This window comes from Pseudomonas sp. 13B_2.1_Bac1 (assembly GCF_025466155.1).
GTDB lineage: Bacteria > Pseudomonadota > Gammaproteobacteria > Pseudomonadales > Pseudomonadaceae > Aquipseudomonas > Aquipseudomonas aylmerensis.
Map to the genome: position 1 here is coordinate 18,169 of NZ_JANLOH010000076.1, position 20,302 is coordinate 38,470.

Below are 20,302 nucleotides of genomic sequence, written 5' to 3' on the forward strand. Positions count from 1 at the left end.
GTGGCTAAAGAAAAATTTGATCGTTCCCTACCGCACGTAAACGTTGGCACCATCGGCCACGTTGACCACGGTAAAACCACTCTGACCGCTGCTCTGACTCGCGTCTGCTCCGAAGTTTTCGGTTCGGCTCGTGTTGACTTCGACAAGATCGACAGCGCACCAGAAGAAAAAGCTCGTGGTATCACCATCAACACCGCGCACGTTGAGTACAACTCGACTATTCGTCACTACGCTCACGTTGACTGCCCAGGTCACGCTGACTACGTGAAGAACATGATCACTGGTGCTGCCCAGATGGACGGCGCGATCCTGGTTTGCTCGGCCGCTGATGGTCCGATGCCACAGACCCGTGAGCACATCCTGCTGTCCCGCCAGGTAGGCGTTCCGTACATCGTGGTTTTCCTGAACAAGGCTGACCTGGTAGACGACGCTGAGCTGCTGGAACTGGTTGAGATGGAAGTGCGCGATCTGCTGAGCACTTACGACTTCCCAGGCGACGACACTCCGATCATCATCGGTTCTGCTCGTATGGCTCTGGAAGGTAACGACGAAAACGAAATGGGCACCACTGCCGTTCGTAAACTGGTTGAAACTCTGGACAGCTACATCCCAGAACCAGTTCGTCTGACCGACAAGCCGTTCCTGATGCCAATCGAAGACGTATTCTCGATCTCTGGTCGCGGTACTGTTGTGACTGGTCGTATCGAGCGCGGTATCGTTCGCGTTCAAGATCCACTGGAAATCGTTGGTCTGCGTGACACCACCGTCACCACCTGCACCGGTGTTGAAATGTTCCGCAAGCTGCTCGACGAAGGTCGTGCTGGCGAGAACTGCGGCGTTCTGCTGCGTGGTACCAAGCGTGACGACGTTGAGCGTGGCCAGGTTCTGGTTAAGCCAGGTTCGGTTAAGCCGCACACCAAGTTCACCGCAGAAGTTTACGTTCTGAGCAAAGAAGAAGGCGGCCGTCACACTCCGTTCTTCAAAGGCTACCGTCCACAGTTCTACTTCCGTACTACTGACGTGACTGGTAACTGCGAACTGCCGGAAGGCGTTGAAATGGTAATGCCAGGCGATAACATTCAAATGACTGTTACCCTGATCAAAACCATCGCAATGGAAGACGGTCTGCGCTTCGCAATCCGCGAAGGCGGCCGTACCGTTGGTGCTGGCGTTGTAGCTAAAATCATCGAGTAATTATCTCTTCTGAGATAGCTCGATTTTTTGAGAAGGCCCCCGCTTAGCGGGGGCCTTTTTTATTGGGTTGACACCTATCTGGGGCGTCTATAGAATTGCGCCTCCTTTTAACGGGCGTATTGCGCTCGCTGGGAATAGCAGCCGGAGTCTGAAATCCAATGCAAAATCAGCAAATCCGTATCAGGTTGAAGGCTTTTGACCATCGCCTGATCGACCAATCCACCCAGGAAATCGTGGAAACCGCGAAACGTACTGGTGCTCAAGTGCGTGGTCCAATTCCACTGCCTACCCGTAAAGAGCGGTTCACCGTTCTGGTCTCCCCGCACGTCAACAAAGACGCGCGTGACCAGTACGAGATCCGTACTCATAAGCGCGTACTGGACATCGTCCAGCCAACGGATAAAACCGTTGATGCACTTATGAAGCTCGATCTGGCGGCCGGTGTGGAAGTACAGATCAGCCTCGGCTAAGACTTGGGTCTTAGTCGTGTAACGCTCTGAAATGGGCGGCCATAGCGGGTGAAAGCCCCGTACACTCATGAGGTTTACAACATGACTATTGGTGTAGTCGGTCGTAAATGCGGTATGACCCGTATTTTCACCGAAGAAGGTGTCTCCATTCCGGTCACGGTCATTGAGATCGAGCCGAATCGCGTCACCCAGTTCAAAACTGAAGAAACCGATGGCTATCGTGCAGTGCAAGTCACTGTCGGCGAGCGTCGTGCTTCGCGCGTGACTGCTGCTCAAGCAGGTCACTTCGCTAAAGCAAACGTTGCAGCTGGTCGCACTGTTATGGAGTTCCGTCTCGAAGACGGCGACTACCAGGCTGGCGATCTGATCAACGCTGAAATCTTCGCCGCTGGTCAACTGGTTGATGTAACCGGTCAGTCCAAGGGTAAAGGCTTCCAGGGTACGATCAAGCGTTGGAATTTCCGTGGTCAAGACAACACTCACGGTAACTCCGTTTCCCACCGCGTCCCGGGCTCTATTGGCCAGTGCCAGACTCCTGGTCGTGTATTCAAGGGCAAAAAAATGTCCGGTCATATGGGCGCTGAGCGCGTGACCGTGCAGTCCCTCGAAGTAGTGCGCGTCGACGCTGAACGCAATCTGTTGTTGGTCAAGGGTGCTGTTCCTGGCGCTACTGGCGGCAACCTGGTTGTACGTCCAGCGGCCAAGGCTCGCGGTTAAGGGGAAGCTGACATGCAATTAAATGTAAATGACGCTCAAGCGATCGAAGTTTCCGAACTGACATTTGGCGGCGAATTCAACGAGACGCTGGTTCACCAAGCAGTCGTGGCCTACATGGCCGGCGGCCGTCAAGGTAGCAAGCAGCAAAAGACCCGTTCCGACGTACGTGGTGGCGGTAAGCGCCCTTGGCGTCAGAAAGGTACTGGCCGTGCTCGTGCCGGTACTATCCGTAGCCCAATCTGGCGTGGCGGCGGTACCACTTTCGCAGCTCGTCCACAGGATCACTCTCAGAAGCTCAACAAGAAGATGTATCGCGCAGCACTGCGCTCCATCCTTGCTGAACTCGTGCGTACTGATCGTCTGGTTGTGGTTCAGGACTTCGCTGTTGAAAGCCCGAAAACCAAAGATCTGCTGGGCAAGCTGAACAACATGAGCCTGACCGACGTTTTGATCGTGTCTGAAGCTGTTGATCAGAACCTGTACCTGGCTGCTCGCAACCTGCCACACGTTGATGTACGTGACGTGCAAGGTTCCGATCCAGTTAGTCTGATCGCATACGACAAGGTGTTGATCACCGTGTCGGCCGTGAAGAAATTCGAGGAGCTGCTGGGATGAACCAGGAACGCGTATTTAAAGTTCTGCTTGGCCCGCACGTTTCCGAAAAGGCTACGGTTCTGGCTGACAAGAAAGGCCAGTTCGTTTTCAAGGTTGCAACCGATGCAACCAAGCTGGAAATCAAGAAGGCCGTCGAAAGCCTGTTCAGCGTGAAAGTAGAGCGTGTTACTACCCTGAATGTTCTGGGTAAGAGCAAGCGCACTGCTCGCGGTCTGGGCAAGCGTAATGACTGGAAGAAGGCAGTTATCTCCCTTCAGCCAGGCCAAGATCTCGATTTCAGCAGCAGTGCTGAGTAAGGAAGGGGTGCATCATGGCAATCGTTAAATGCAAACCGACTTCCCCTGGCCGCCGTTTTGTGGTCAAGGTGGTCAACCAGGAGCTGCATAAAGGCGCTCCTCACGCACCGCTGCTCGAGAAGAAATCGAAGTCTGGTGGTCGTAACAACAATGGTCGTATTACCACTCGTCACATCGGTGGTGGCCATAAGCAGCATTATCGTCTGGTCGACTTCCGTCGCAACGACAAAGATGGCATCGCTGCCACTGTCGAGCGTATCGAATACGATCCAAACCGTACTGCTCACATCGCTCTGCTGCTGTACGCAGATGGCGAGCGTCGCTACATCATCGCCCCTAAAGGCGTGAGCGCTGGCGACCAGCTGATCGCAGGTGCCCTGGCACCGATCAAGCCGGGCAACGCTCTGCAACTGCGTAACATTCCAGTTGGTAGCACCGTACACGGCATCGAATTGAAGCCAGGTAAAGGCGCGCAAATCGCTCGTTCCGCTGGTGCTTCGGCTCAGCTGATCGCTCGTGAAGGTGTCTACGTGACCCTGCGTCTGCGTTCTGGTGAGATGCGTAAAGTGCTGGCTGAATGCCGCGCGACCCTGGGTGAAGTCTCGAACTCCGAGCACAGCCTGCGTTCGCTGGGTAAAGCTGGTGCCAAACGCTGGCGTGGCGTTCGCCCAACCGTTCGTGGTGTTGCCATGAACCCGGTTGACCACCCACACGGTGGTGGTGAAGGTCGTACCTCTGGTGGTCGTCATCCGGTATCGCCATGGGGCTTCCCGACTAAGGGCGCGAAGACTCGTGGTAATAAGCGTACCGACAAAATGATCGTCCGTCGTCGCAAGTAAATAGAGGGATACGACAGTGCCACGTTCTCTGAAAAAAGGTCCTTTTATTGATCTTCACCTACTGAAGAAGATCGAAGTGGCGGCGGAAAAGAACGATCGCAAACCAGTTAAGACCTGGTCGCGTCGTTCGATGATCCTGCCACAAATGGTCGGTCTGACCATTGCAGTACACAACGGTCGTCAACACGTCCCAGTTCTCGTTAACGAAGACATGGTCGGCCACAAACTAGGCGAGTTTGCCGGTACCCGCACTTATCGTGGGCACGTGGCAGACAAGAAAGCCAAGCGTTAAGGGGTAAGGAAATGGAAGTAGCCGCTAAGTTGTCGGGCGCTCGAATCTCCGCCCAGAAAGCCCGCTTGGTCGCCGACCAGATCCGCGGGAAGAAGGTGGGCGAAGCGCTCAACCTGTTGGCTTTCAGCAGTAAGAAAGCCGCCGAGATCATGAAGAAAGTGCTGGAGTCGGCCGTAGCCAACGCCGAGCATAACGAAGGCGCAGACGTTGATGACCTGAAGGTCAGCACCGTTTTCGTCAACGAAGGGCGTTCGCTGAAGCGCATCATGCCACGTGCCAAAGGCCGTGCTGATCGCATCGTCAAGCGGTCTTGCCATATCACTGTCAAGGTTGCTGACAAGTAACGGAGTCGAAGAGATGGGTCAGAAAGTACATCCCATTGGCATTCGCCTGGGAATCGTCAAGGAGCACACCTCCGTCTGGTACGCAGACGGTCGGACTTATGCGGACTACTTGTTCGCTGATCTGAAGGTGCGTGAGTATCTCCAAGACAAACTAAAAAGCGCGTCCGTAAGCCGTATCGATATCCATCGTCCGGCCCAAACTGCACGTATCACCATCCACACCGCTCGTCCAGGTATCGTTATCGGGAAGAAAGGTGAAGATGTTGAGAAACTGCGTCAGGACCTGACCAAGCAAATGGGTGTGCCTGTGCACATCAATATCGAAGAGATCCGCAAGCCGGAGCTCGACGGTATGCTGGTTGCGCAGAGCGTAGCTCAGCAGCTGGAGCGTCGCGTAATGTTCCGTCGCGCTATGAAGCGCGCCGTACAGAACGCCATGCGCATTGGTGCCAAAGGCATCAAAATCCAAGTGAGCGGTCGTCTCGGCGGTGCTGAAATCGCACGTACTGAATGGTATCGCGAAGGTCGTGTGCCACTGCACACCCTGCGTGCCGACATCGACTATGCCAACTACGAAGCTCACACCACTTACGGTGTGATCGGTGTAAAGGTTTGGATCTTCAAAGGCGAAGTAATTGGTGGTCGCCAAGAAGAACTGAAACCACAAGCACCAGCGCCTCGTAAAAAAGCTGCTAAGTAAGGGGTACGCCAAATGTTGCAACCTAAGCGTACGAAGTTCCGCAAGCAGATGACAGGCCACAACCGTGGTCTGGCTCAGCGCGGTAGCAAAGTCAGCTTCGGCGAGTTCGCGCTGAAGTCTGTAGCTCGTGGTCGTCTCACCGCTCGTCAGATCGAGTCAGCGCGTCGTGCTCTGACCCGTCACGTAAAACGTGGCGGCAAGATCTGGATCCGTGTATTCCCGGACAAGCCGATCTCCAAAAAACCTCTCGAGGTTCGGATGGGTAAAGGTAAGGGTAACGTGGAATACTGGGTAGCCCAGATTCAGCCAGGCAAAGTCCTGTATGAAATCGAGGGTGTTTCTGAAGAGCTGGCGCGTGAGGCTTTCGCCCTGGCTGCTGCAAAGCTGCCGCTCGCCACCTCCTTTGTTAAACGGACGGTGATGTGATGAAAGCGAATGAACTTCGTGAAAAATCCGCACAGCAGCTGAACGAGCAACTGCTCGGCCTGCTGCGCGACCAGTTCAATCTGCGTATGCAGAAAGCAACTGGCCAGTTGGGGCAGTCTCATCTGCTCTCGCAAGTTAAGCGTGACATCGCTCGCGTGAAGACTGTGCTCAACCAGCAGGCAGGTAAGTGATCATGGCTGAAGCCGAAAAGACTGTCCGTACGCTGACTGGCCGTGTTGTCAGCGACAAGATGGACAAAACCATCACCGTTTTGATCGAGCGTCGCGTTAAGCACCCGATCTACGGTAAATATGTTAAGCGTTCGACTAAGCTGCACGCGCACGACGAAACCAATCAGTGCCACATCGGCGACAAAGTCACTATTCGTGAAACTCGTCCGCTGGCCAAGACCAAGTCTTGGGCACTGGTTGATGTTCTCGAACGCGCTGTGGAAGTCTAAGGACTAGGGGTCGGAGAAATTATATGATTCAGACTCAATCCATGCTCGATGTGGCCGATAACAGCGGCGCTCGCCGTGTTATGTGCATCAAGGTGCTGGGTGGCTCCCATCGTCGTTACGCTGGTATCGGTGACATCATCAAAGTTACCGTGAAGGAAGCAATTCCTCGCGGTAAGGTGAAAAAAGGCCAAGTGATGACTGCTGTTGTAGTCCGCACTCGTCACGGCGTACGCCGTGCAGATGGCTCCATTATCCGCTTTGATGGCAACGCTGCTGTTCTTCTGAACAACAAGCAAGAGCCGATCGGCACCCGTATCTTTGGGCCAGTGACCCGTGAACTTCGTACTGAGAAGTTCATGAAGATCGTCTCGCTCGCCCCAGAAGTGCTGTAAGGAGATCCGACATGCAAAAGATTCGTCGTGACGACGAGATCATCGTGATCGCCGGCAAAGACAAAGGTAAGCGCGGTAAGGTGCTGAAGGTTCTCGCTGACGACCGTCTGGTCGTTGGTGGTCTGAACCTGGTCAAGCGTCATACCAAGCCTAACCCGATGTCGGGCGTACAGGGCGGTATCGTCGAGAAAGAAGCGCCACTGCACGCTTCTAACGTCGCCATCTTCAACGGCGAAACCAACAAGGCTGATCGTGTTGGTTTCAAAGTAGAAGACGGTAAGAAAATTCGTGTCTTCAAGTCGACCCAAAAAGCGGTTGATGCTTGAACACTGCTAGGTAGATAAGACCATGGCACGACTACAAGAGATTTACCGGAAGGAAATCGCCCCCAAGCTTAAGGAAGAACTTAAGCTCGGGAACGTGATGGAAGTTCCGCGCGTTACCAAAATCACCCTGAACATGGGTCTGGGCGAAGCGATCGGCGACAAAAAAGTCATCGAGCACGCTGTTGCTGACCTGGAAAAGATCACCGGTCAAAAGGTCGTTGTGACTTACGCTCGGAAATCCATCGCTGGCTTTAAAGTCCGTGAAGGTTGGCCGATCGGCGTCAAAGTGACCCTGCGCCGTGAGCGTATGTACGAATTCCTGGATCGTCTGCTGTCGATCTCCCTGCCTCGGGTTCGCGACTTCCGCGGCCTGAATGCCAAGTCCTTCGATGGTCGTGGTAACTACAGCATGGGCGTGAAAGAGCAGATCATCTTCCCGGAAATCGACTACGACAAGATCGATGCTCTCCGCGGTCTGGACATCACCCTGACCACCACTGCCAAGAACGATGATGAAGGCCGCGCTCTGCTGCGTGCATTCAAATTCCCGTTCCGCAACTGATTGGAGTAGGACCATGGCCAAGATGAGCATGAAAAACCGCGAGCTGAAGCGTCAGCTCACGGTTGCCAAGTACGCCAAGAAGCGTGCAGCACTGAAAGCGATCATCGTTGATCTGAACGCAAGTCCAGAAGCGCGTTGGGAAGCTACAGTTGCTCTGCAGAAGCAGCCACGTGACGCAAGCGCTTCGCGCATGCGTAACCGCTGCCGCCTGACCGGTCGTCCACACGGCGTTTACCGCAAGTTCGGCCTCGGCCGTAACAAACTGCGTGAAGCGGCAATGCGTGGTGACGTACCAGGTCTGGTTAAAGCCAGCTGGTAAGTACTTTCAGCGTCCAGGTGGGAGGTATCTCAAGATACTGACCACCGGTGACCTTGAATCTGGAACAAGCCCCTTTTGGGGCTTGTTTCATTTCCGGAGTGTGTCTAGAATACCCGGCTCGCCTGAGCCCGTGTTTTCTATGCTCGGAGATTCTCGGCGACATATGTAGCCGCAAGGCTAATTTTTTTGTATTAGGAGCGTCTAGCCCATGAGTATGCAGGACCCGTTAGCGGACATGCTAACTCGTATCCGTAATGCCCAGATGGCTGAAAAGTCCGTCGTAAGCATGCCATCTTCCAAGTTGAAGGTAGCTGTTGCCAAAGTCCTGAAAGACGAAGGCTACATTGCGGGTTATCAGATCAGCAGCGAAACCAAGCCACTGCTGTCCATCGAGCTGAAGTACTTCGAAGGCCGTTCGGTCATCGAGGAAGTGAAGCGCGTTAGCCGTCCAGGCCTGCGTCAGTACAAGTCCGCTGAGGATCTGCCGAAAGTTCGTGGCGGTCTTGGCGTGTCTATCGTCTCCACCAACAAAGGTGTGATGACGGATCGTGCTGCGCGCGCTGCCGGTGTCGGCGGCGAAGTTCTTTGCACTGTGTTCTAAGGGGGGATAAGCATGTCTCGCGTCGCTAAGAACCCCGTTAAGCTGCCAGCCGGTGTCGAAGTCAAATTCGCAGGCCAACAGCTTTCGGTGAAGGGTGCCAAGGGTACTCTTGAACTGAACATCCATTCGTCCGTTGAGATCGTTGAAGAAGCTGGTGAGCTGCGTTTCGCTGCTCGCAATGGCGATCAACAAACTCGCGCAATGGCCGGTACCACGCGTGCGTTGGTAAACAATATGGTCCAAGGCGTAAGCCAAGGCTTCGAGCGTAAGCTCCAGCTGGTCGGTGTTGGTTACAAAGCGCAAGCAAAAGGCACGGTTTTGAACCTGGCCCTTGGCTTCTCGCACCCAGTGGATTACGAACTGCCGGAAGGCATCACCGCTGAGACTCCTAGCCAGACCGATATCCTGATCAAGGGCATCGATAAGCAGCTGGTAGGTCAAGTGGCTGCTGAGATCCGCGACTTCCGTCCACCAGAGCCGTACAAAGGCAAAGGTGTGCGCTACGCGGACGAAGTCGTCCGTCGTAAAGAAGCCAAGAAGAAGTAGGGCATAGCAAATGACCGACAAAAAAGTTACTCGACTGCGTCGCGCTCGCAAAGCACGCCTGAAAATGCACGAACTCGAAGTCGTGCGTCTCTGCGTGTTCCGCTCGTCGCAGCACATCTACGCCCAGGTCATCTCGGCCGACGGCAACAAAGTCCTGGCAAGCGCCTCGACTTTGGATAAAGAACTGCGTGATGGTGCCACTGGCAACATCGACGCGGCCACAAAGGTTGGCCAGCTGGTCGCTACGCGTGCTAAGGCCGCTGGCGTCTCGCAAGTGGCTTTCGACCGCTCTGGCTTCAAGTACCACGGCCGCGTTAAAGCGCTGGCTGATGCTGCTCGTGAAGCTGGGCTGGAGTTCTAAGTTATGTCAAATAACGACCAAAAGCGCGACGAAGGCTACATTGAGAAGCTGGTTCAAGTTAACCGCGTAGCCAAAACCGTTAAAGGCGGCCGTATCTTCACTTTCACCGCGTTGACCGTGGTGGGTGATGGTAAAGGGCGCGTTGGCTTCGGCCGTGGCAAGTCGCGTGAAGTGCCTGCTGCGATCCAGAAGGCAATGGAAGCTGCTCGTCGCAACATGATCCAAGTTGATCTGAACGGCACCACGCTGCAGTACGCAATGAAGTCCGCTCATGGCGCTTCGAAGGTGTACATGCAGCCTGCTTCTGAAGGTACCGGTATCATCGCTGGCGGCGCTATGCGTGCTGTCCTCGAAGTTGCTGGCGTTCAGAACGTTCTGGCCAAGTGCTACGGCTCGACTAACCCGGTAAACGTGGTTCACGCCACTTTCAAAGGTTTGAAAGCTATGCAATCCCCTGAATCCATTGCCGCCAAGCGTGGCAAAAGCGTCCAGGAGATCTTCTGATCATGGCTACCGTTAAAGTAACGCTGATCAAAAGCATGACCGGCCGCATCCCTAACCACAAACTGTGCGTTAAAGGTCTGGGTCTGCGTCGCATCGGTCACACTGTAGAAGTCCAGGATACTCCCGAGAATCGCGGGATGATCAACAAGGCTTACTACATGCTGCGTGTAGAGGGTTAATCGATGAAACTCAATGATCTGAGTCCAGCGCCGGGTTCCCGTCGCGAAAAGCATCGTCCGGGCCGTGGTATCGGTAGCGGTTTGGGTAAGACTGGTGGCCGTGGCCACAAAGGTCAAACCTCCCGCTCCGGTGGCACCATTGCTCCAGGCTTTGAAGGCGGTCAACAGCCGCTGCATCGTCGCCTGCCTAAGTTCGGTTTCGTTTCCCTGAAAGCCATGGATCGCGCAGAAGTGCGTCTGTCCGAGCTGGCCAAAGTGGAAGGCGACATCGTTACTGTGCAGACCCTGAAAGATGCCAACGTGATCAACGTCAACGTACAGCGTGTGAAAATCATGCTGTCCGGTGAAGTGACTCGCGCTGTCACTATCGGCAAGGGAATCGGCGCCACCAAAGGTGCGCGTTCGGCTATCGAAGCAGCTGGCGGCAAGTTCGAGGAATAAATGGCTAAGCAAGGTGCTCTCTCAGCGCTCGGCAAAGGCGGTATGTCTGAACTTTGGGCTCGTCTGCGTTTTCTGTTCCTGGCGATTATCGTCTACCGAATAGGCGCACACATCCCGGTTCCAGGTATCAACCCGGACCGACTCGCAGACCTGTTTCGACAGAATGAGGGGACCATTCTTAGCTTGTTCAACATGTTTTCCGGCGGCGCGCTGGAACGGATGAGCATCTTTGCACTGGGGATCATGCCGTACATTTCGGCATCGATCATCATGCAACTGATGACCGCCGTCAGCCCGCAGCTGGAGCAGTTGAAGAAGGAAGGTGAAGCTGGCCGTCGCAAGATTAGCCAGTACACCCGCTACGGCACTGTCATCCTCGCCCTGGTTCAAGCTATCGGCATGTCCGTTGGCCTGGCCGGGCAGGGTGTTGCGTTCACTGGTGACTTTGGCTTCCATTTCGTCGCGGTATCCACTTTTGTGGCTGGTGCGATGTTCATGATGTGGCTGGGTGAGCAGATTACTGAGCGTGGTGTTGGCAACGGTATCTCGATGTTGATTTTCGCAGGTATCGTCGCCGGTCTTCCGAGAGCAATCGGGCAGTCTTTCGAGTCTGCGCGTCAGGGTGATATCAATATTTTCGCCCTGGTTGCCATCGGTTTGCTGGCAGTAGCGATTATCGGTTTTGTGGTGTTCATTGAGCGTGGCCAGCGTCGTATTGCTGTTCACTACGCCAAGCGTCAGCAGGGCCGCAAGGTCTTTGCTGCGCAGACCAGCCACTTGCCGCTGAAAGTGAATATGGCCGGTGTTATTCCGGCAATTTTCGCGAGCAGCATTTTGCTGTTTCCGGCTTCGTTGGGTACCTGGTTTGGTCAGTCTGAAAATATGGGCTGGCTGCAGGACCTCTCTCAGTCGATCGCTCCTGGTCAGCCGTTGAATATTCTGCTGTTTAGTGCAGGGATTATTTTCTTCTGCTTCTTCTATACGGCGTTGATGTTCAATCCGAAAGACGTAGCGGAAAACCTGAAGAAGTCCGGTGCCTTTATTCCGGGTATTCGTCCAGGTGAGCAGTCTGCACGCTACATTGATGGCGTTCTGACTCGTTTGACCCTGTTCGGTGCTCTATATATGACGGCCGTGTGCTTGTTGCCCCAGTTCCTGGTGGTTGCAGCAAACGTTCCGTTCTACCTTGGCGGGACCTCGTTGCTGATCGTGGTCGTGGTTGTGATGGACTTCATGTCCCAAGTACAATCGCACCTCGTTTCGCACCAGTACGAATCCCTGATGAAGAAAGCCAACCTGAAGGGCTACGGCAGCGGCATGTTGCGCTGAGTACCCCATAAGGTTCGAGGAGTTGGTGATGAAAGTTCGTGCATCGGTGAAAAAGCTGTGCCGTAACTGCAAGATTATTCGCCGCGAAGGTGTTGTTCGAGTAATTTGCAGCGCGGAACCGCGTCACAAACAGCGCCAAGGCTGAGTGTGATCCGCTTGAAGCCCGGCAGCTAGTGCGCTGCCGGGTTGATTATTTGTTATTACAGCGATATTATCTCGCGCCCTATTTCTTGGCTTCCGGGGCGTAGGTAGCTGTCAATTGGAGTCCCACTGAATGGCCCGTATTGCAGGCGTTAACATTCCAGATAACAAGCACACTGTTATCTCGCTGACCTACATCTATGGTGTTGGTCGCACTACTGCGCAGAAAATTTGCGCAGTTGCTGGGGTAAACCCAGCCGCTAAGATCAAGGATCTGAGCGACGAGCAGATTGAACAGCTGCGTGGCGAAGTGGCGAAGTTCACCACTGAAGGTGACCTGCGTCGCGAAATCAACATGAAAATCAAGCGTTTGATGGACCTCGGTTGCTATCGCGGTCTGCGTCATCGTCGTGGTCTTCCAGTACGCGGTCAGCGTACCAAGACTAACGCGCGTACCCGTAAAGGTCCGCGTAAGCCGATCCGCAAGTAATCGCCCCAGCGAATCGACAGGAAAATTATCATGGCAAAACCTGCTGCTCGTCCTCGTAAAAAAGTTAAAAAGACAGTGGTTGATGGCATCGCCCACATCCATGCTTCTTTTAACAACACCATCGTGACCATCACCGACCGTCAAGGTAACGCGCTTTCTTGGGCTACCTCCGGTGGTTCGGGTTTCCGCGGTTCCCGCAAGTCCACCCCGTTTGCTGCTCAAGTAGCTGCTGAACGTGCTGGTCAAGCTGCGCTGGAATACGGCCTGAAAAACCTCGACGTTAACGTCAAAGGTCCAGGTCCAGGTCGTGAGTCTGCTGTCCGTGCTTTGAACGGCTGTGGCTATAAGATCGCCAGCATCACCGACGTGACGCCAATCCCGCACAACGGGTGCCGTCCGCCGAAGAAGCGCCGCGTGTAATCCAGGAGATTGTAAAGAATGGCTCGTTACATTGGTCCAAAATGCAAACTCGCTCGTCGCGAAGGCACCGATCTCTTCCTGAAGAGCGGCGTGCGCGCGATCGAATCGAAGTGCAACATTGAAGCAGCACCTGGTATCCACGGCCAACGCCGCGGTCGCCAGTCCGATTACGGCACCCAACTGCGTGAAAAGCAGAAGGTCCGTCGTATCTACGGCGTTCTCGAGCGTCAGTTCAGCGGCTACTACAAAGAAGCTGCTGGCAAGAAAGGTGCAACCGGTGAAAACCTGCTGCAACTGCTCGAATGCCGTCTGGACAACGTTGTATACCGTATGGGCTTTGGTTCGACTCGTGCCGAATCCCGTCAGCTGGTATCGCACAAGTCGATCAGCGTTAACGGTCAGACCGTAAACGTTCCGTCCTACCAGGTTCGTGCTGGTGACGTGGTCGCAGTTCGCGAGAAAGCAAAAAACCAACTTCGCATTGTCCAAGCTCTCGATCTGTGTGCCCAACGTGGCCGCGTAGAATGGGTAGAAGTAGACACTGAGAAGAAGTCGGGCGTTTTCAAGAACGTTCCTGCTCGCAGTGATCTGTCCGCCGACATCAACGAAAGCCTGATTGTCGAGCTCTACTCCAAGTAAGGGCTAGAAAATAGGTGCATCCATGCAGATTTCGGTAAATGAGTTCCTGACACCCCGCCACATTGATGTGCAGGTTGTCAGTCCAACCCGCGCCAAGATCACTCTCGAGCCTCTCGAGCGTGGTTTTGGCCACACCCTGGGCAACGCGCTGCGCCGCATCCTGTTGTCCTCAATGCCCGGCTGTGCAGTAGTCGAGGCCGAGATTGACGGTGTGCTCCACGAGTACAGCGCCATCGAAGGTGTACAGGAAGACGTAATTGAAATCCTGTTGAACCTTAAAGGTCTGGCTATCAAGCTGCACGGCCGTGACGAAGTTACGCTGACCTTGTCGAAGAAGGGTTCGGGGGTGGTTACCGCTGCCGATATTCAGCTGGATCATGATGTCGAGATCGTTAACCCCGATCACGTAATCGCTAACCTGGCGTCTAACGGCGCCCTGAACATGAAGCTCACCGTAGCTCGTGGTCGTGGTTATGAACCGGCCGACTCGCGTCAGAGCGATGAAGACGAAAGCCGCAGCATTGGTCGCTTGCAGCTTGACTCTTCGTTCAGCCCGGTTCGCCGTATCGCATACGTGGTGGAAAACGCCCGTGTCGAGCAGCGTACTAACCTGGACAAGCTGGTTATTGATCTGGAAACCAACGGTACTCTGGATCCTGAAGAGGCTATCCGCCGCGCTGCAACCATTCTGCAACAGCAGTTGGCTGCGTTCGTCGACCTCAAAGGTGACAGCGAACCAGTGGTAATCGAGCAGGAAGACGAGATCGATCCGATCCTGCTTCGCCCGGTTGACGATCTGGAACTGACTGTACGTTCGGCTAACTGCCTTAAGGCGGAAAACATTTACTACATCGGCGACCTGATTCAGCGTACCGAAGTAGAACTGTTGAAGACTCCGAACCTGGGCAAGAAATCCTTGACTGAAATCAAGGACGTTCTGGCCTCCCGCGGTCTGTCCCTCGGCATGCGCCTCGACAACTGGCCGCCTGCAAGTCTTAAGAAGGACGACAAGGCGACTGCCTGATCGTCGTAATCACCGAACGTGAGTTTGGTAAGGAATGAACCATGCGTCATCGTAAAAGTGGTCGTCACCTGAGCCGTACCAGCTCGCACCGCAAGGCCATGTTCCAAAACATGGCGGTGTCGCTGTTCGAGCACGAGCTGATCAAAACTACACTGCCGAAAGCTAAAGAACTGCGTCGCGTTGCTGAGCCGCTGATTACTTTGGCCAAGACAGACAGCCTGGCTAACCGCCGTCTGGCTTTCGACCGTACTCGTTCGAAAGCTATCGTTGGTAAGCTCTTCAACGACCTGGGCAAGCGTTACGCTACCCGTGAGGGTGGCTACCTGCGCATCCTCAAGTGCGGTTTCCGCGCTGGCGACAACGCGCCTATGGCGTACGTCGAGTTGGTTGATCGTGCTACTGCTGGCGAAGCTGTAAGCGCCGAGTAAGACGACAAGCTGTAACGAAGAACCGGGCCTAGTGCCCGGTTTTTTGTGCGCGTAATAAAAGCGCCACGTGTACAAGCTTTCGTCAGGTCAAGATTGGCACTATGAATGGAGGGATTGTCGGTAGTTTTTCTCTATTGATGTCTGCAATTTAATGAATTTGTAGACGTCATGTTGATGATCGATACTTCCTCCAAGCCGATAGCCGGCAGTTCCAAGTCCGACCTGAGGAAAATTGAGCATGAGCCAGAACAAAATCCTTACTACTGCCAGTGGCGCGCCCGTTGCGGATAACCAGAATTCCCGTTCCGCCGGCCCTCGTGGCCCGCTGCTTCTTGACGACTTTCACCTGATCGAGAAGCTTGCCCATTTCAACCGTGAGAACATCCCTGAGCGTCGCGTACACGCCAAAGGCTCGGGTGCTTACGGTACATTCACCGTGACAAAAGACATTACTCAATACACCAGTGCCAAACTGTTCGAGTCTATTGGCAAGCAAACCCCAACCTTCCTGCGGTTTTCCACGGTAGGCGGCGAGCGTGGTTCGGCTGACACCGAGCGCGATCCGCGTGGTTTCGCCCTGAAGTTCTACACCGAAGAAGGCAACTGGGACATCGTGGGTAACAACACGCCGGTATTCTTCATTCGTGATCCATTGAAGTTCCCTGACTTCATCCACACCCAGAAACGTCTGCCGCAAAGCAACTTGAAAAGCGCGCAGATGATGTGGGACTTCTGGTCGCACTCCCCTGAGGCGCTGCACCAGGTCACCATCCTGTTTTCGGACCGTGGCATCCCCGATGGCTACCGTCACATGCATGGCTTCGGCAGCCATACCTACAGCCTGATCAACGCCAAGGGCGAGCGTCACTGGGTGAAGTGGCACTACAAGACCAAGCAAGGCATCAAGAACCTGGCGCCTGCCGAGGCTGCACGCCTGGCTGGTACCGATCCTGATTACGCCCAGCGCGACTTGTTCGGTGCAATCGAGCGCGGTGATTTCCCGAAATGGCGCGTCTGCATCCAGATCATGACTGAAGCCCAGGCAAACGCTCACTATGAGAACCCTTTCGACGTGACCAAGACCTGGTCGCAGAAGGAGTTTCCGCTGATCGAAGTGGGTGAGCTGGAGCTCAATCGCAATCCGCAGAACTATTTCGCCGAAGTGGAACAAGCTGCGTTCGGTCCGAGCAACATGGTGCCGGGTGTGGGCTTGTCGCCAGACCGCATGCTGCAGGGGCGTGTGTTCGCGTACGCAGATGCCCACCGCTACCGCGTCGGCACGAATCACCAGCAACTGCCGGTGAATGCCCCGCGTAGCCCGGTAAATAGCTACCAGCGTGACGGCTCGATGGCATTCGGCAGCAACGGTGGTGCGGCGCCCAACTATGAGCCCAACAGCTACAGTGACGCACCGAAGCAAGCCCCGCAGTACGCTGAGCCTGCCCTGGCGCTGAACGGTGCCGCGGATCGCTACGATCACCGCGAAGACACCGATTACTACAGCCATGCAGGTGCGCTGTTCCGCCTGATGAATGATGAGCAGAAAGCATTGCTCACCAGTAACATCGCCGGTGCAATGTCCGGGGTTTCCAGTGATGTGGTTCAGCGTCAATTGCAGCACTTCTACAAGGCAGATCCTGCTTATGGAGAAGCAATCGCAAAGGCACTGGGTGTATCGCTTAACTGACTCTAAACGATAAGCAGAACCGCCCTCATTTGGGCGGTTTTTGCGTTATTTCAGCTACTTTTCTCCGGAAATCTTCACTTTTCTGCCGTTGATCTCGTGACCTATAGATCAGCATGGTTCAAACTACAGGCTTTCAAGCAGGGAGATGTAGGGCGATGCAAGGTCACCCCGACGTAATCGATTACCTCAACACGTTGCTGACGGGCGAACTGGCAGCTCGTGACCAATATTTCATCCACTCGCGTATGTACGAAGACTGGGGCTTTACCGAGCTCTACGAGCGTATCAACCACGAAATGGAAGAAGAGGCACAGCACGCCGACGCTCTGATGCGCCGTATCCTGATGCTCGAAGGCACGCCACGTATGCGGCCCGACGATCTGGATGTGGGCACCACGGTGCCTGACATGCTCGCTGCCGATCTTCGCCTCGAGTACAAGGTCCGTGCCGCCCTCTGCAAAGGCATCGAGCTTTGCGAGCAGCACAACGACTACGTCACCCGGGAAATCCTGCGGGTGCAGTTGAACGATACCGAAGAAGATCACACCTACTGGCTGGAAAAACAGCTTGGCCTGATCAAGCTGATCGGCCTGGAGAACTACCTGCAATCGCAGTTCTGATTTCCGGCTACAAAAAAGCCCCTGTCATCTTGAAGTGACAGGGGCTTTTTATTGGGCCCGGGAAGGTCAGGCCCGATCGCGCGCCAGCAGCGGTTTCAAGTAGTAACCGGTGTGGGACTGTGGCATCTCGGAGACCTGCTCCGGTGTCCCCACTGCAATGATCTGGCCGCCCTTGGAGCCGCCTTCCGGCCCCAGGTCTACCAGCCAGTCGGCTGTCTTGATCACATCCAGGTTGTGCTCGATCACTACCACGGTGTTGCCGTGGTCCCGCAGGCGGTGCAGCACGTCCAGCAGTTGCTGGATATCCGCGAAGTGCAGACCGGTGGTTGGCTCATCGAGGATATACAGGGTCTTGCCCGTATCGCGCTTGGACAGCTCGCGCGACAACTTCACCCGCTGCGCTTCACCGCCGGACAGGGTGGTCGCCGATTGCCCCAGCTTGATATACGACAGGCCCACATCCATCAGTGTTTGCAGCTTGCGCGCCAACGCCGGGACGGCGTCGAAGAACACCCGGGCTTCCTCGATGGTCATCTCGAGGGTTTCGTGGATGCTCTTGCCCTTGTATTTGATCTCCAGGGTTTCGCGGTTATAGCGCTTGCTCTTGCACACATCGCATGGCACGTAGATGTCCGGCAGGAAGTGCATCTCGACCTTGATCAGGCCATCGCCCTGACAGGCCTCGCAGCGCCCACCCTTGACGTTGAACGAGAACCGGCCCGGCCCGTAGCCCCGCGAGCGGGACTCCGGCACACCGGCGAACAGCTCGCGAATCGGCGTGAACAGCCCGGTGTAGGTTGCCGGATTGGAGCGCGGTGTACGGCCAATCGGGCTCTGGTCGATATCGACCACCTTGTCCAGGTGTTCCAGGCCCTTGATGCTGTCGTGCGCTGCAGCTTCCAGCGTAGTCGCGCCGTTCAGGGCGGTGGCACTCAGCGGGAAGAGCGTGTTGTTGATCAGCGTCGACTTGCCCGAGCCGGACACGCCGGTCACGCAGGTCAACAGGCCCAAGGGGATTTCCAGGTCCACATTGCGCAGGTTATTGCCACGCGCTCCCTTGAGGTGCAGCGCGAGCTTCTTGTTGCGCGGAGTGCGCTTGGCCGGCACTTCAATCTTCACGCGGCCAGACAAGTATTTGCCGGTCAGCGAGTCCGGGTGCGCCATGACTTCGGCAGGTGTGCCTTCAGCGACGATATGTCCGCCATGCACACCCGCACCCGGGCCAATGTCGACGACATAATCCGCCAGGCGGATCGCGTCTTCATCGTGCTCGACCACGATCACCGTGTTGCCGATATCCCGCAGGTGTTTCAGCGTACCCAGGAGGCGGTCGTTGTCGCGCTGATGCAGGCCAATCGACGGTTCATCAAGGATATACAGCACGCCCACGAGGCCTGCACCGATCTGGCTGGCCAGTCGAATCCGCTGGGCCTCACCACCGGACAAGGTGTCGGCGCTGCGATCCAGCGACAGGTAGTCCAGGCCCACGTTAACCAGGAACTGCAGGCGCTCGCGGATTTCCTTGAGGATCTTGTCGGCAATTTCCCCGCGGCGTCCGGTCAGCTTCAGTACACCAAAGTATTCACAGGCATCGCCGATTGGCAGGTTGGTCACCGCCGGCAGGGTCTTCTCGCCGACCCAAACATGCCGGGCCTCACGACGCAGGCGTGTGCCACGGCAATCCGGGCACGGCTGGGTGCTGAGGAATTTCGCCAGCTCCTCGCGCACGCTTGCCGATTCGGTCTCGCGGTAACGGCGTTCCAGGTTCGGCACGATGCCTTCGAACGGGTGCGAGCGCTTGACGATGTCGCCACGGTCGTTCAGGTACTTGAAGTCGACGTTCTGCGAACCACTGCCGTTGAGAATGACCTTCTGCTGGTCAGCAGGCAGTTGGTTGAAGGGTACTTCAAGACTGAACTTATAATGGGAGGCCAACGACCCGAGCATCTGGAAGTAATAGACGTTGCGCCTGTCCCAGCCGCGTATCGCCCCCTCCGCCAGTGTCAGTTCGCCATTCACCAGGCGCTTGATGTCGAAGAATTGCTTCACACCCAGGCCATCACAGGTGGGGCAGGCGCCAGCCGGGTTGTTGAAGGAAAACAGCTTGGGTTCCAGCTCGCTGATGGCGTGGCCACAGATCGGGCAGGCGAAGCGCGCGGAGAAGATGATTTCTTCGCCTGGCTCGTCGTCCATCGGTGCGACCAGGGCGATGCCATCGGCCAGCTTCAATGCGGTCTCGAACGACTCCGCCAAACGCTGCTGCAGGTCGGCGCGCACTTTGAAGCGGTCGACCACCACATCGATCGAGTGCTTCTTCTGCTTGTCGAGCTTAGGCGCTTCGTCCAGCTCATAGAGCTTGCCATTGATGCGCGCGCGTACAAAACCTTGCGCGCGCAGCTCTTCGAAGACCGAAAGGTGTTCACCCTTGCGCTCGCGAATTACCGGTGCCAGCAGCATCAGCTTCGCGCCTTCCGGCTGCGCCAGCACCAGGTCGACCATCTGGCTGACGGTCTGGGCCTCCAGCGGGATGTCGTGGTCCGGGCAGCGTGGAATACCTACTCGCGCGTAGAGCAGGCGCAGGTAGTCGTAGATCTCGGTAATGGTGCCCACGGTGGAGCGTGGGTTATGGGAGGTCGACTTCTGTTCGATGGAGATCGCCGGCGACAGGCCTTCAATGGTGTCGACGTCTGGCTTTTCCATCATCGACAGGAACTGGCGGGCGTAGGCCGACAGCGACTCCACATAGCGGCGCTGGCCTTCGGCATACAGCGTGTCGAACGCCAGGGACGATTTGCCGGAGCCGGACAGGCCGGTGATGACGATCAGTTTGTCCCGGGGCAGGGTCAGGTCGATGTTCTTCAGGTTGTGGGTTCTAGCCCCACGAATCAGGATCTTGTCCAAGATGGCCTCGCACGGCGGGCGTAAATAATGCCGGAGTAT

Annotated in this window: 32 protein-coding genes; 31 read left to right on the forward strand and 1 reads right to left on the reverse strand. The window is 55.6% G+C overall.

The window, feature by feature from the left end:
• From tuf to bfr, 31 genes are all read left to right on the forward strand, one after another.
• Positions 1-1,194, forward strand: coding sequence for an elongation factor Tu (gene tuf, locus NTD80_RS17390; protein WP_005791980.1), 1,194 nt, complete (start codon positions 1-3; stop codon positions 1,192-1,194).
• A 158-nt stretch (positions 1,195-1,352) separates the two neighbouring features.
• Complete coding sequence (rpsJ, locus tag NTD80_RS17395; protein WP_003186070.1) at positions 1,353-1,664, forward strand: 30S ribosomal protein S10; 312 nt, start codon at positions 1,353-1,355, stop codon at positions 1,662-1,664.
• Positions 1,665-1,745: 81 nt separating this feature from the next.
• Positions 1,746-2,381: a 50S ribosomal protein L3 gene (gene rplC, locus NTD80_RS17400; protein ID WP_003194649.1), complete on the forward strand. Its 636-nt coding sequence runs from the start codon at positions 1,746-1,748 to the stop codon at positions 2,379-2,381.
• A gap of 12 nt (positions 2,382-2,393) precedes the next feature.
• Complete coding sequence (gene rplD, locus NTD80_RS17405; protein WP_003176424.1) at positions 2,394-2,996, forward strand: 50S ribosomal protein L4; 603 nt, start codon at positions 2,394-2,396, stop codon at positions 2,994-2,996.
• Positions 2,993-3,292, forward strand: a complete 300-nt coding sequence (gene rplW, locus NTD80_RS17410) for a 50S ribosomal protein L23 (RefSeq protein WP_002555488.1) — start codon at positions 2,993-2,995, stop codon at positions 3,290-3,292. Before rplD ends, rplW begins: the two co-directional genes overlap by 4 nt.
• A 14-nt stretch (positions 3,293-3,306) precedes the next feature.
• Positions 3,307-4,131, forward strand: a complete 825-nt coding sequence (gene rplB, locus NTD80_RS17415) for a 50S ribosomal protein L2 (RefSeq protein WP_003186055.1) — start codon at positions 3,307-3,309, stop codon at positions 4,129-4,131.
• A 16-nt stretch (positions 4,132-4,147) separates the two neighbouring features.
• The gene (gene rpsS, locus NTD80_RS17420) at positions 4,148-4,423 is read left to right on the forward strand and encodes a 30S ribosomal protein S19 (protein WP_002555486.1); all 276 of its coding nucleotides are present in this window, start codon (positions 4,148-4,150) and stop codon (positions 4,421-4,423) included.
• Positions 4,424-4,434: 11 nt separating this feature from the next.
• Positions 4,435-4,767, forward strand: a complete 333-nt coding sequence (rplV, locus tag NTD80_RS17425; protein WP_003103908.1) for a 50S ribosomal protein L22 — start codon at positions 4,435-4,437, stop codon at positions 4,765-4,767.
• A gap of 13 nt (positions 4,768-4,780) precedes the next feature.
• Positions 4,781-5,467: a 30S ribosomal protein S3 gene (rpsC, locus tag NTD80_RS17430; protein WP_003176422.1), complete on the forward strand. Its 687-nt coding sequence runs from the start codon at positions 4,781-4,783 to the stop codon at positions 5,465-5,467.
• Between the two features lie 12 nt (positions 5,468-5,479).
• The gene (rplP, locus tag NTD80_RS17435) at positions 5,480-5,893 is read left to right on the forward strand and encodes a 50S ribosomal protein L16 (protein WP_003176421.1); all 414 of its coding nucleotides are present in this window, start codon (positions 5,480-5,482) and stop codon (positions 5,891-5,893) included.
• Entirely contained in the window at positions 5,893-6,084 is a 192-nt protein-coding gene (rpmC, locus tag NTD80_RS17440) for a 50S ribosomal protein L29 (RefSeq protein WP_002555481.1), read from the forward strand. The genes rplP and rpmC overlap by 1 nt, the downstream gene beginning before the upstream one ends.
• Before the next feature lie 2 nt (positions 6,085-6,086).
• Positions 6,087-6,353, forward strand: coding sequence for a 30S ribosomal protein S17 (rpsQ, locus tag NTD80_RS17445; protein ID WP_003176419.1), 267 nt, complete (start codon positions 6,087-6,089; stop codon positions 6,351-6,353).
• Positions 6,354-6,376: 23 nt separating this feature from the next.
• The gene (gene rplN / locus NTD80_RS17450; RefSeq protein WP_002555479.1) at positions 6,377-6,745 is read left to right on the forward strand and encodes a 50S ribosomal protein L14; all 369 of its coding nucleotides are present in this window, start codon (positions 6,377-6,379) and stop codon (positions 6,743-6,745) included.
• A gap of 11 nt (positions 6,746-6,756) precedes the next feature.
• Entirely contained in the window at positions 6,757-7,071 is a 315-nt protein-coding gene (gene rplX / locus NTD80_RS17455; RefSeq protein ID WP_007896770.1) for a 50S ribosomal protein L24, read from the forward strand.
• A gap of 22 nt (positions 7,072-7,093) precedes the next feature.
• Positions 7,094-7,633 (forward strand): 50S ribosomal protein L5, encoded by a 540-nt coding sequence (rplE, locus tag NTD80_RS17460; protein ID WP_003194642.1) that lies wholly within the window; start codon positions 7,094-7,096, stop codon positions 7,631-7,633.
• A 13-nt stretch (positions 7,634-7,646) separates the two neighbouring features.
• Positions 7,647-7,952, forward strand: a complete 306-nt coding sequence (rpsN, locus tag NTD80_RS17465) for a 30S ribosomal protein S14 (protein ID WP_003176414.1) — start codon at positions 7,647-7,649, stop codon at positions 7,950-7,952.
• Between the two features lie 208 nt (positions 7,953-8,160).
• Positions 8,161-8,553, forward strand: coding sequence for a 30S ribosomal protein S8 (rpsH, locus tag NTD80_RS17470; protein WP_010566853.1), 393 nt, complete (start codon positions 8,161-8,163; stop codon positions 8,551-8,553).
• A 12-nt stretch (positions 8,554-8,565) separates the two neighbouring features.
• Complete coding sequence (gene rplF, locus NTD80_RS17475; protein WP_003176412.1) at positions 8,566-9,099, forward strand: 50S ribosomal protein L6; 534 nt, start codon at positions 8,566-8,568, stop codon at positions 9,097-9,099.
• Positions 9,100-9,109: 10 nt separating this feature from the next.
• Entirely contained in the window at positions 9,110-9,460 is a 351-nt protein-coding gene (rplR, locus tag NTD80_RS17480; protein ID WP_003186037.1) for a 50S ribosomal protein L18, read from the forward strand.
• A 3-nt stretch (positions 9,461-9,463) separates the two neighbouring features.
• On the forward strand, positions 9,464-9,964 hold the full coding sequence (gene rpsE / locus NTD80_RS17485) for a 30S ribosomal protein S5 (protein ID WP_010566852.1): 501 nt from the start codon (positions 9,464-9,466) through the stop codon (positions 9,962-9,964).
• Positions 9,965-9,966: 2 nt separating this feature from the next.
• A complete protein-coding gene (rpmD, locus tag NTD80_RS17490) occupies positions 9,967-10,143 on the forward strand; it encodes a 50S ribosomal protein L30 (protein ID WP_003176408.1) in 177 nt (58 codons plus the stop codon).
• 3 nt (positions 10,144-10,146) lie between these two features.
• Complete coding sequence (rplO, locus tag NTD80_RS17495; protein WP_003176407.1) at positions 10,147-10,584, forward strand: 50S ribosomal protein L15; 438 nt, start codon at positions 10,147-10,149, stop codon at positions 10,582-10,584.
• Positions 10,585-11,913: a preprotein translocase subunit SecY gene (secY, locus tag NTD80_RS17500; protein ID WP_003176406.1), complete on the forward strand. Its 1,329-nt coding sequence runs from the start codon at positions 10,585-10,587 to the stop codon at positions 11,911-11,913. It abuts the gene before it with no gap.
• A 28-nt stretch (positions 11,914-11,941) separates the two neighbouring features.
• Positions 11,942-12,058, forward strand: coding sequence for a 50S ribosomal protein L36 (gene rpmJ, locus NTD80_RS17505; RefSeq protein ID WP_002555468.1), 117 nt, complete (start codon positions 11,942-11,944; stop codon positions 12,056-12,058).
• Positions 12,059-12,187: 129 nt separating this feature from the next.
• Complete coding sequence (gene rpsM, locus NTD80_RS17510; RefSeq protein WP_003194635.1) at positions 12,188-12,544, forward strand: 30S ribosomal protein S13; 357 nt, start codon at positions 12,188-12,190, stop codon at positions 12,542-12,544.
• Between the two features lie 30 nt (positions 12,545-12,574).
• Positions 12,575-12,964 carry a 30S ribosomal protein S11 gene (gene rpsK / locus NTD80_RS17515; RefSeq protein ID WP_002555466.1) on the forward strand — a complete coding sequence of 130 codons (390 nt, stop codon included), beginning with the start codon at positions 12,575-12,577 and terminating at the stop codon, positions 12,962-12,964.
• Positions 12,965-12,982: 18 nt separating this feature from the next.
• Positions 12,983-13,603, forward strand: a complete 621-nt coding sequence (gene rpsD, locus NTD80_RS17520; RefSeq protein WP_003176404.1) for a 30S ribosomal protein S4 — start codon at positions 12,983-12,985, stop codon at positions 13,601-13,603.
• Between the two features lie 22 nt (positions 13,604-13,625).
• Entirely contained in the window at positions 13,626-14,627 is a 1,002-nt protein-coding gene (locus NTD80_RS17525) for a DNA-directed RNA polymerase subunit alpha (protein ID WP_003176403.1), read from the forward strand.
• A 41-nt stretch (positions 14,628-14,668) separates the two neighbouring features.
• The gene (rplQ, locus tag NTD80_RS17530) at positions 14,669-15,055 is read left to right on the forward strand and encodes a 50S ribosomal protein L17 (protein WP_003176402.1); all 387 of its coding nucleotides are present in this window, start codon (positions 14,669-14,671) and stop codon (positions 15,053-15,055) included.
• A 238-nt stretch (positions 15,056-15,293) separates the two neighbouring features.
• Positions 15,294-16,742 carry a catalase gene (locus tag NTD80_RS17535; RefSeq protein WP_262134418.1) on the forward strand — a complete coding sequence of 483 codons (1,449 nt, stop codon included), beginning with the start codon at positions 15,294-15,296 and terminating at the stop codon, positions 16,740-16,742.
• 155 nt (positions 16,743-16,897) lie between these two features.
• Positions 16,898-17,362 (forward strand): bacterioferritin, encoded by a 465-nt coding sequence (gene bfr / locus NTD80_RS17540; RefSeq protein WP_003176400.1) that lies wholly within the window; start codon positions 16,898-16,900, stop codon positions 17,360-17,362.
• A 66-nt stretch (positions 17,363-17,428) separates the two neighbouring features.
• Here bfr and uvrA read toward each other — a convergent pair whose 3' ends face one another.
• Positions 17,429-20,263: an excinuclease ABC subunit UvrA gene (gene uvrA, locus NTD80_RS17545; protein WP_106802493.1), complete on the reverse strand. Its 2,835-nt coding sequence runs from the start codon at positions 20,261-20,263 to the stop codon at positions 17,429-17,431.
• Positions 20,264-20,302: the final 39 nt, after the last annotated feature.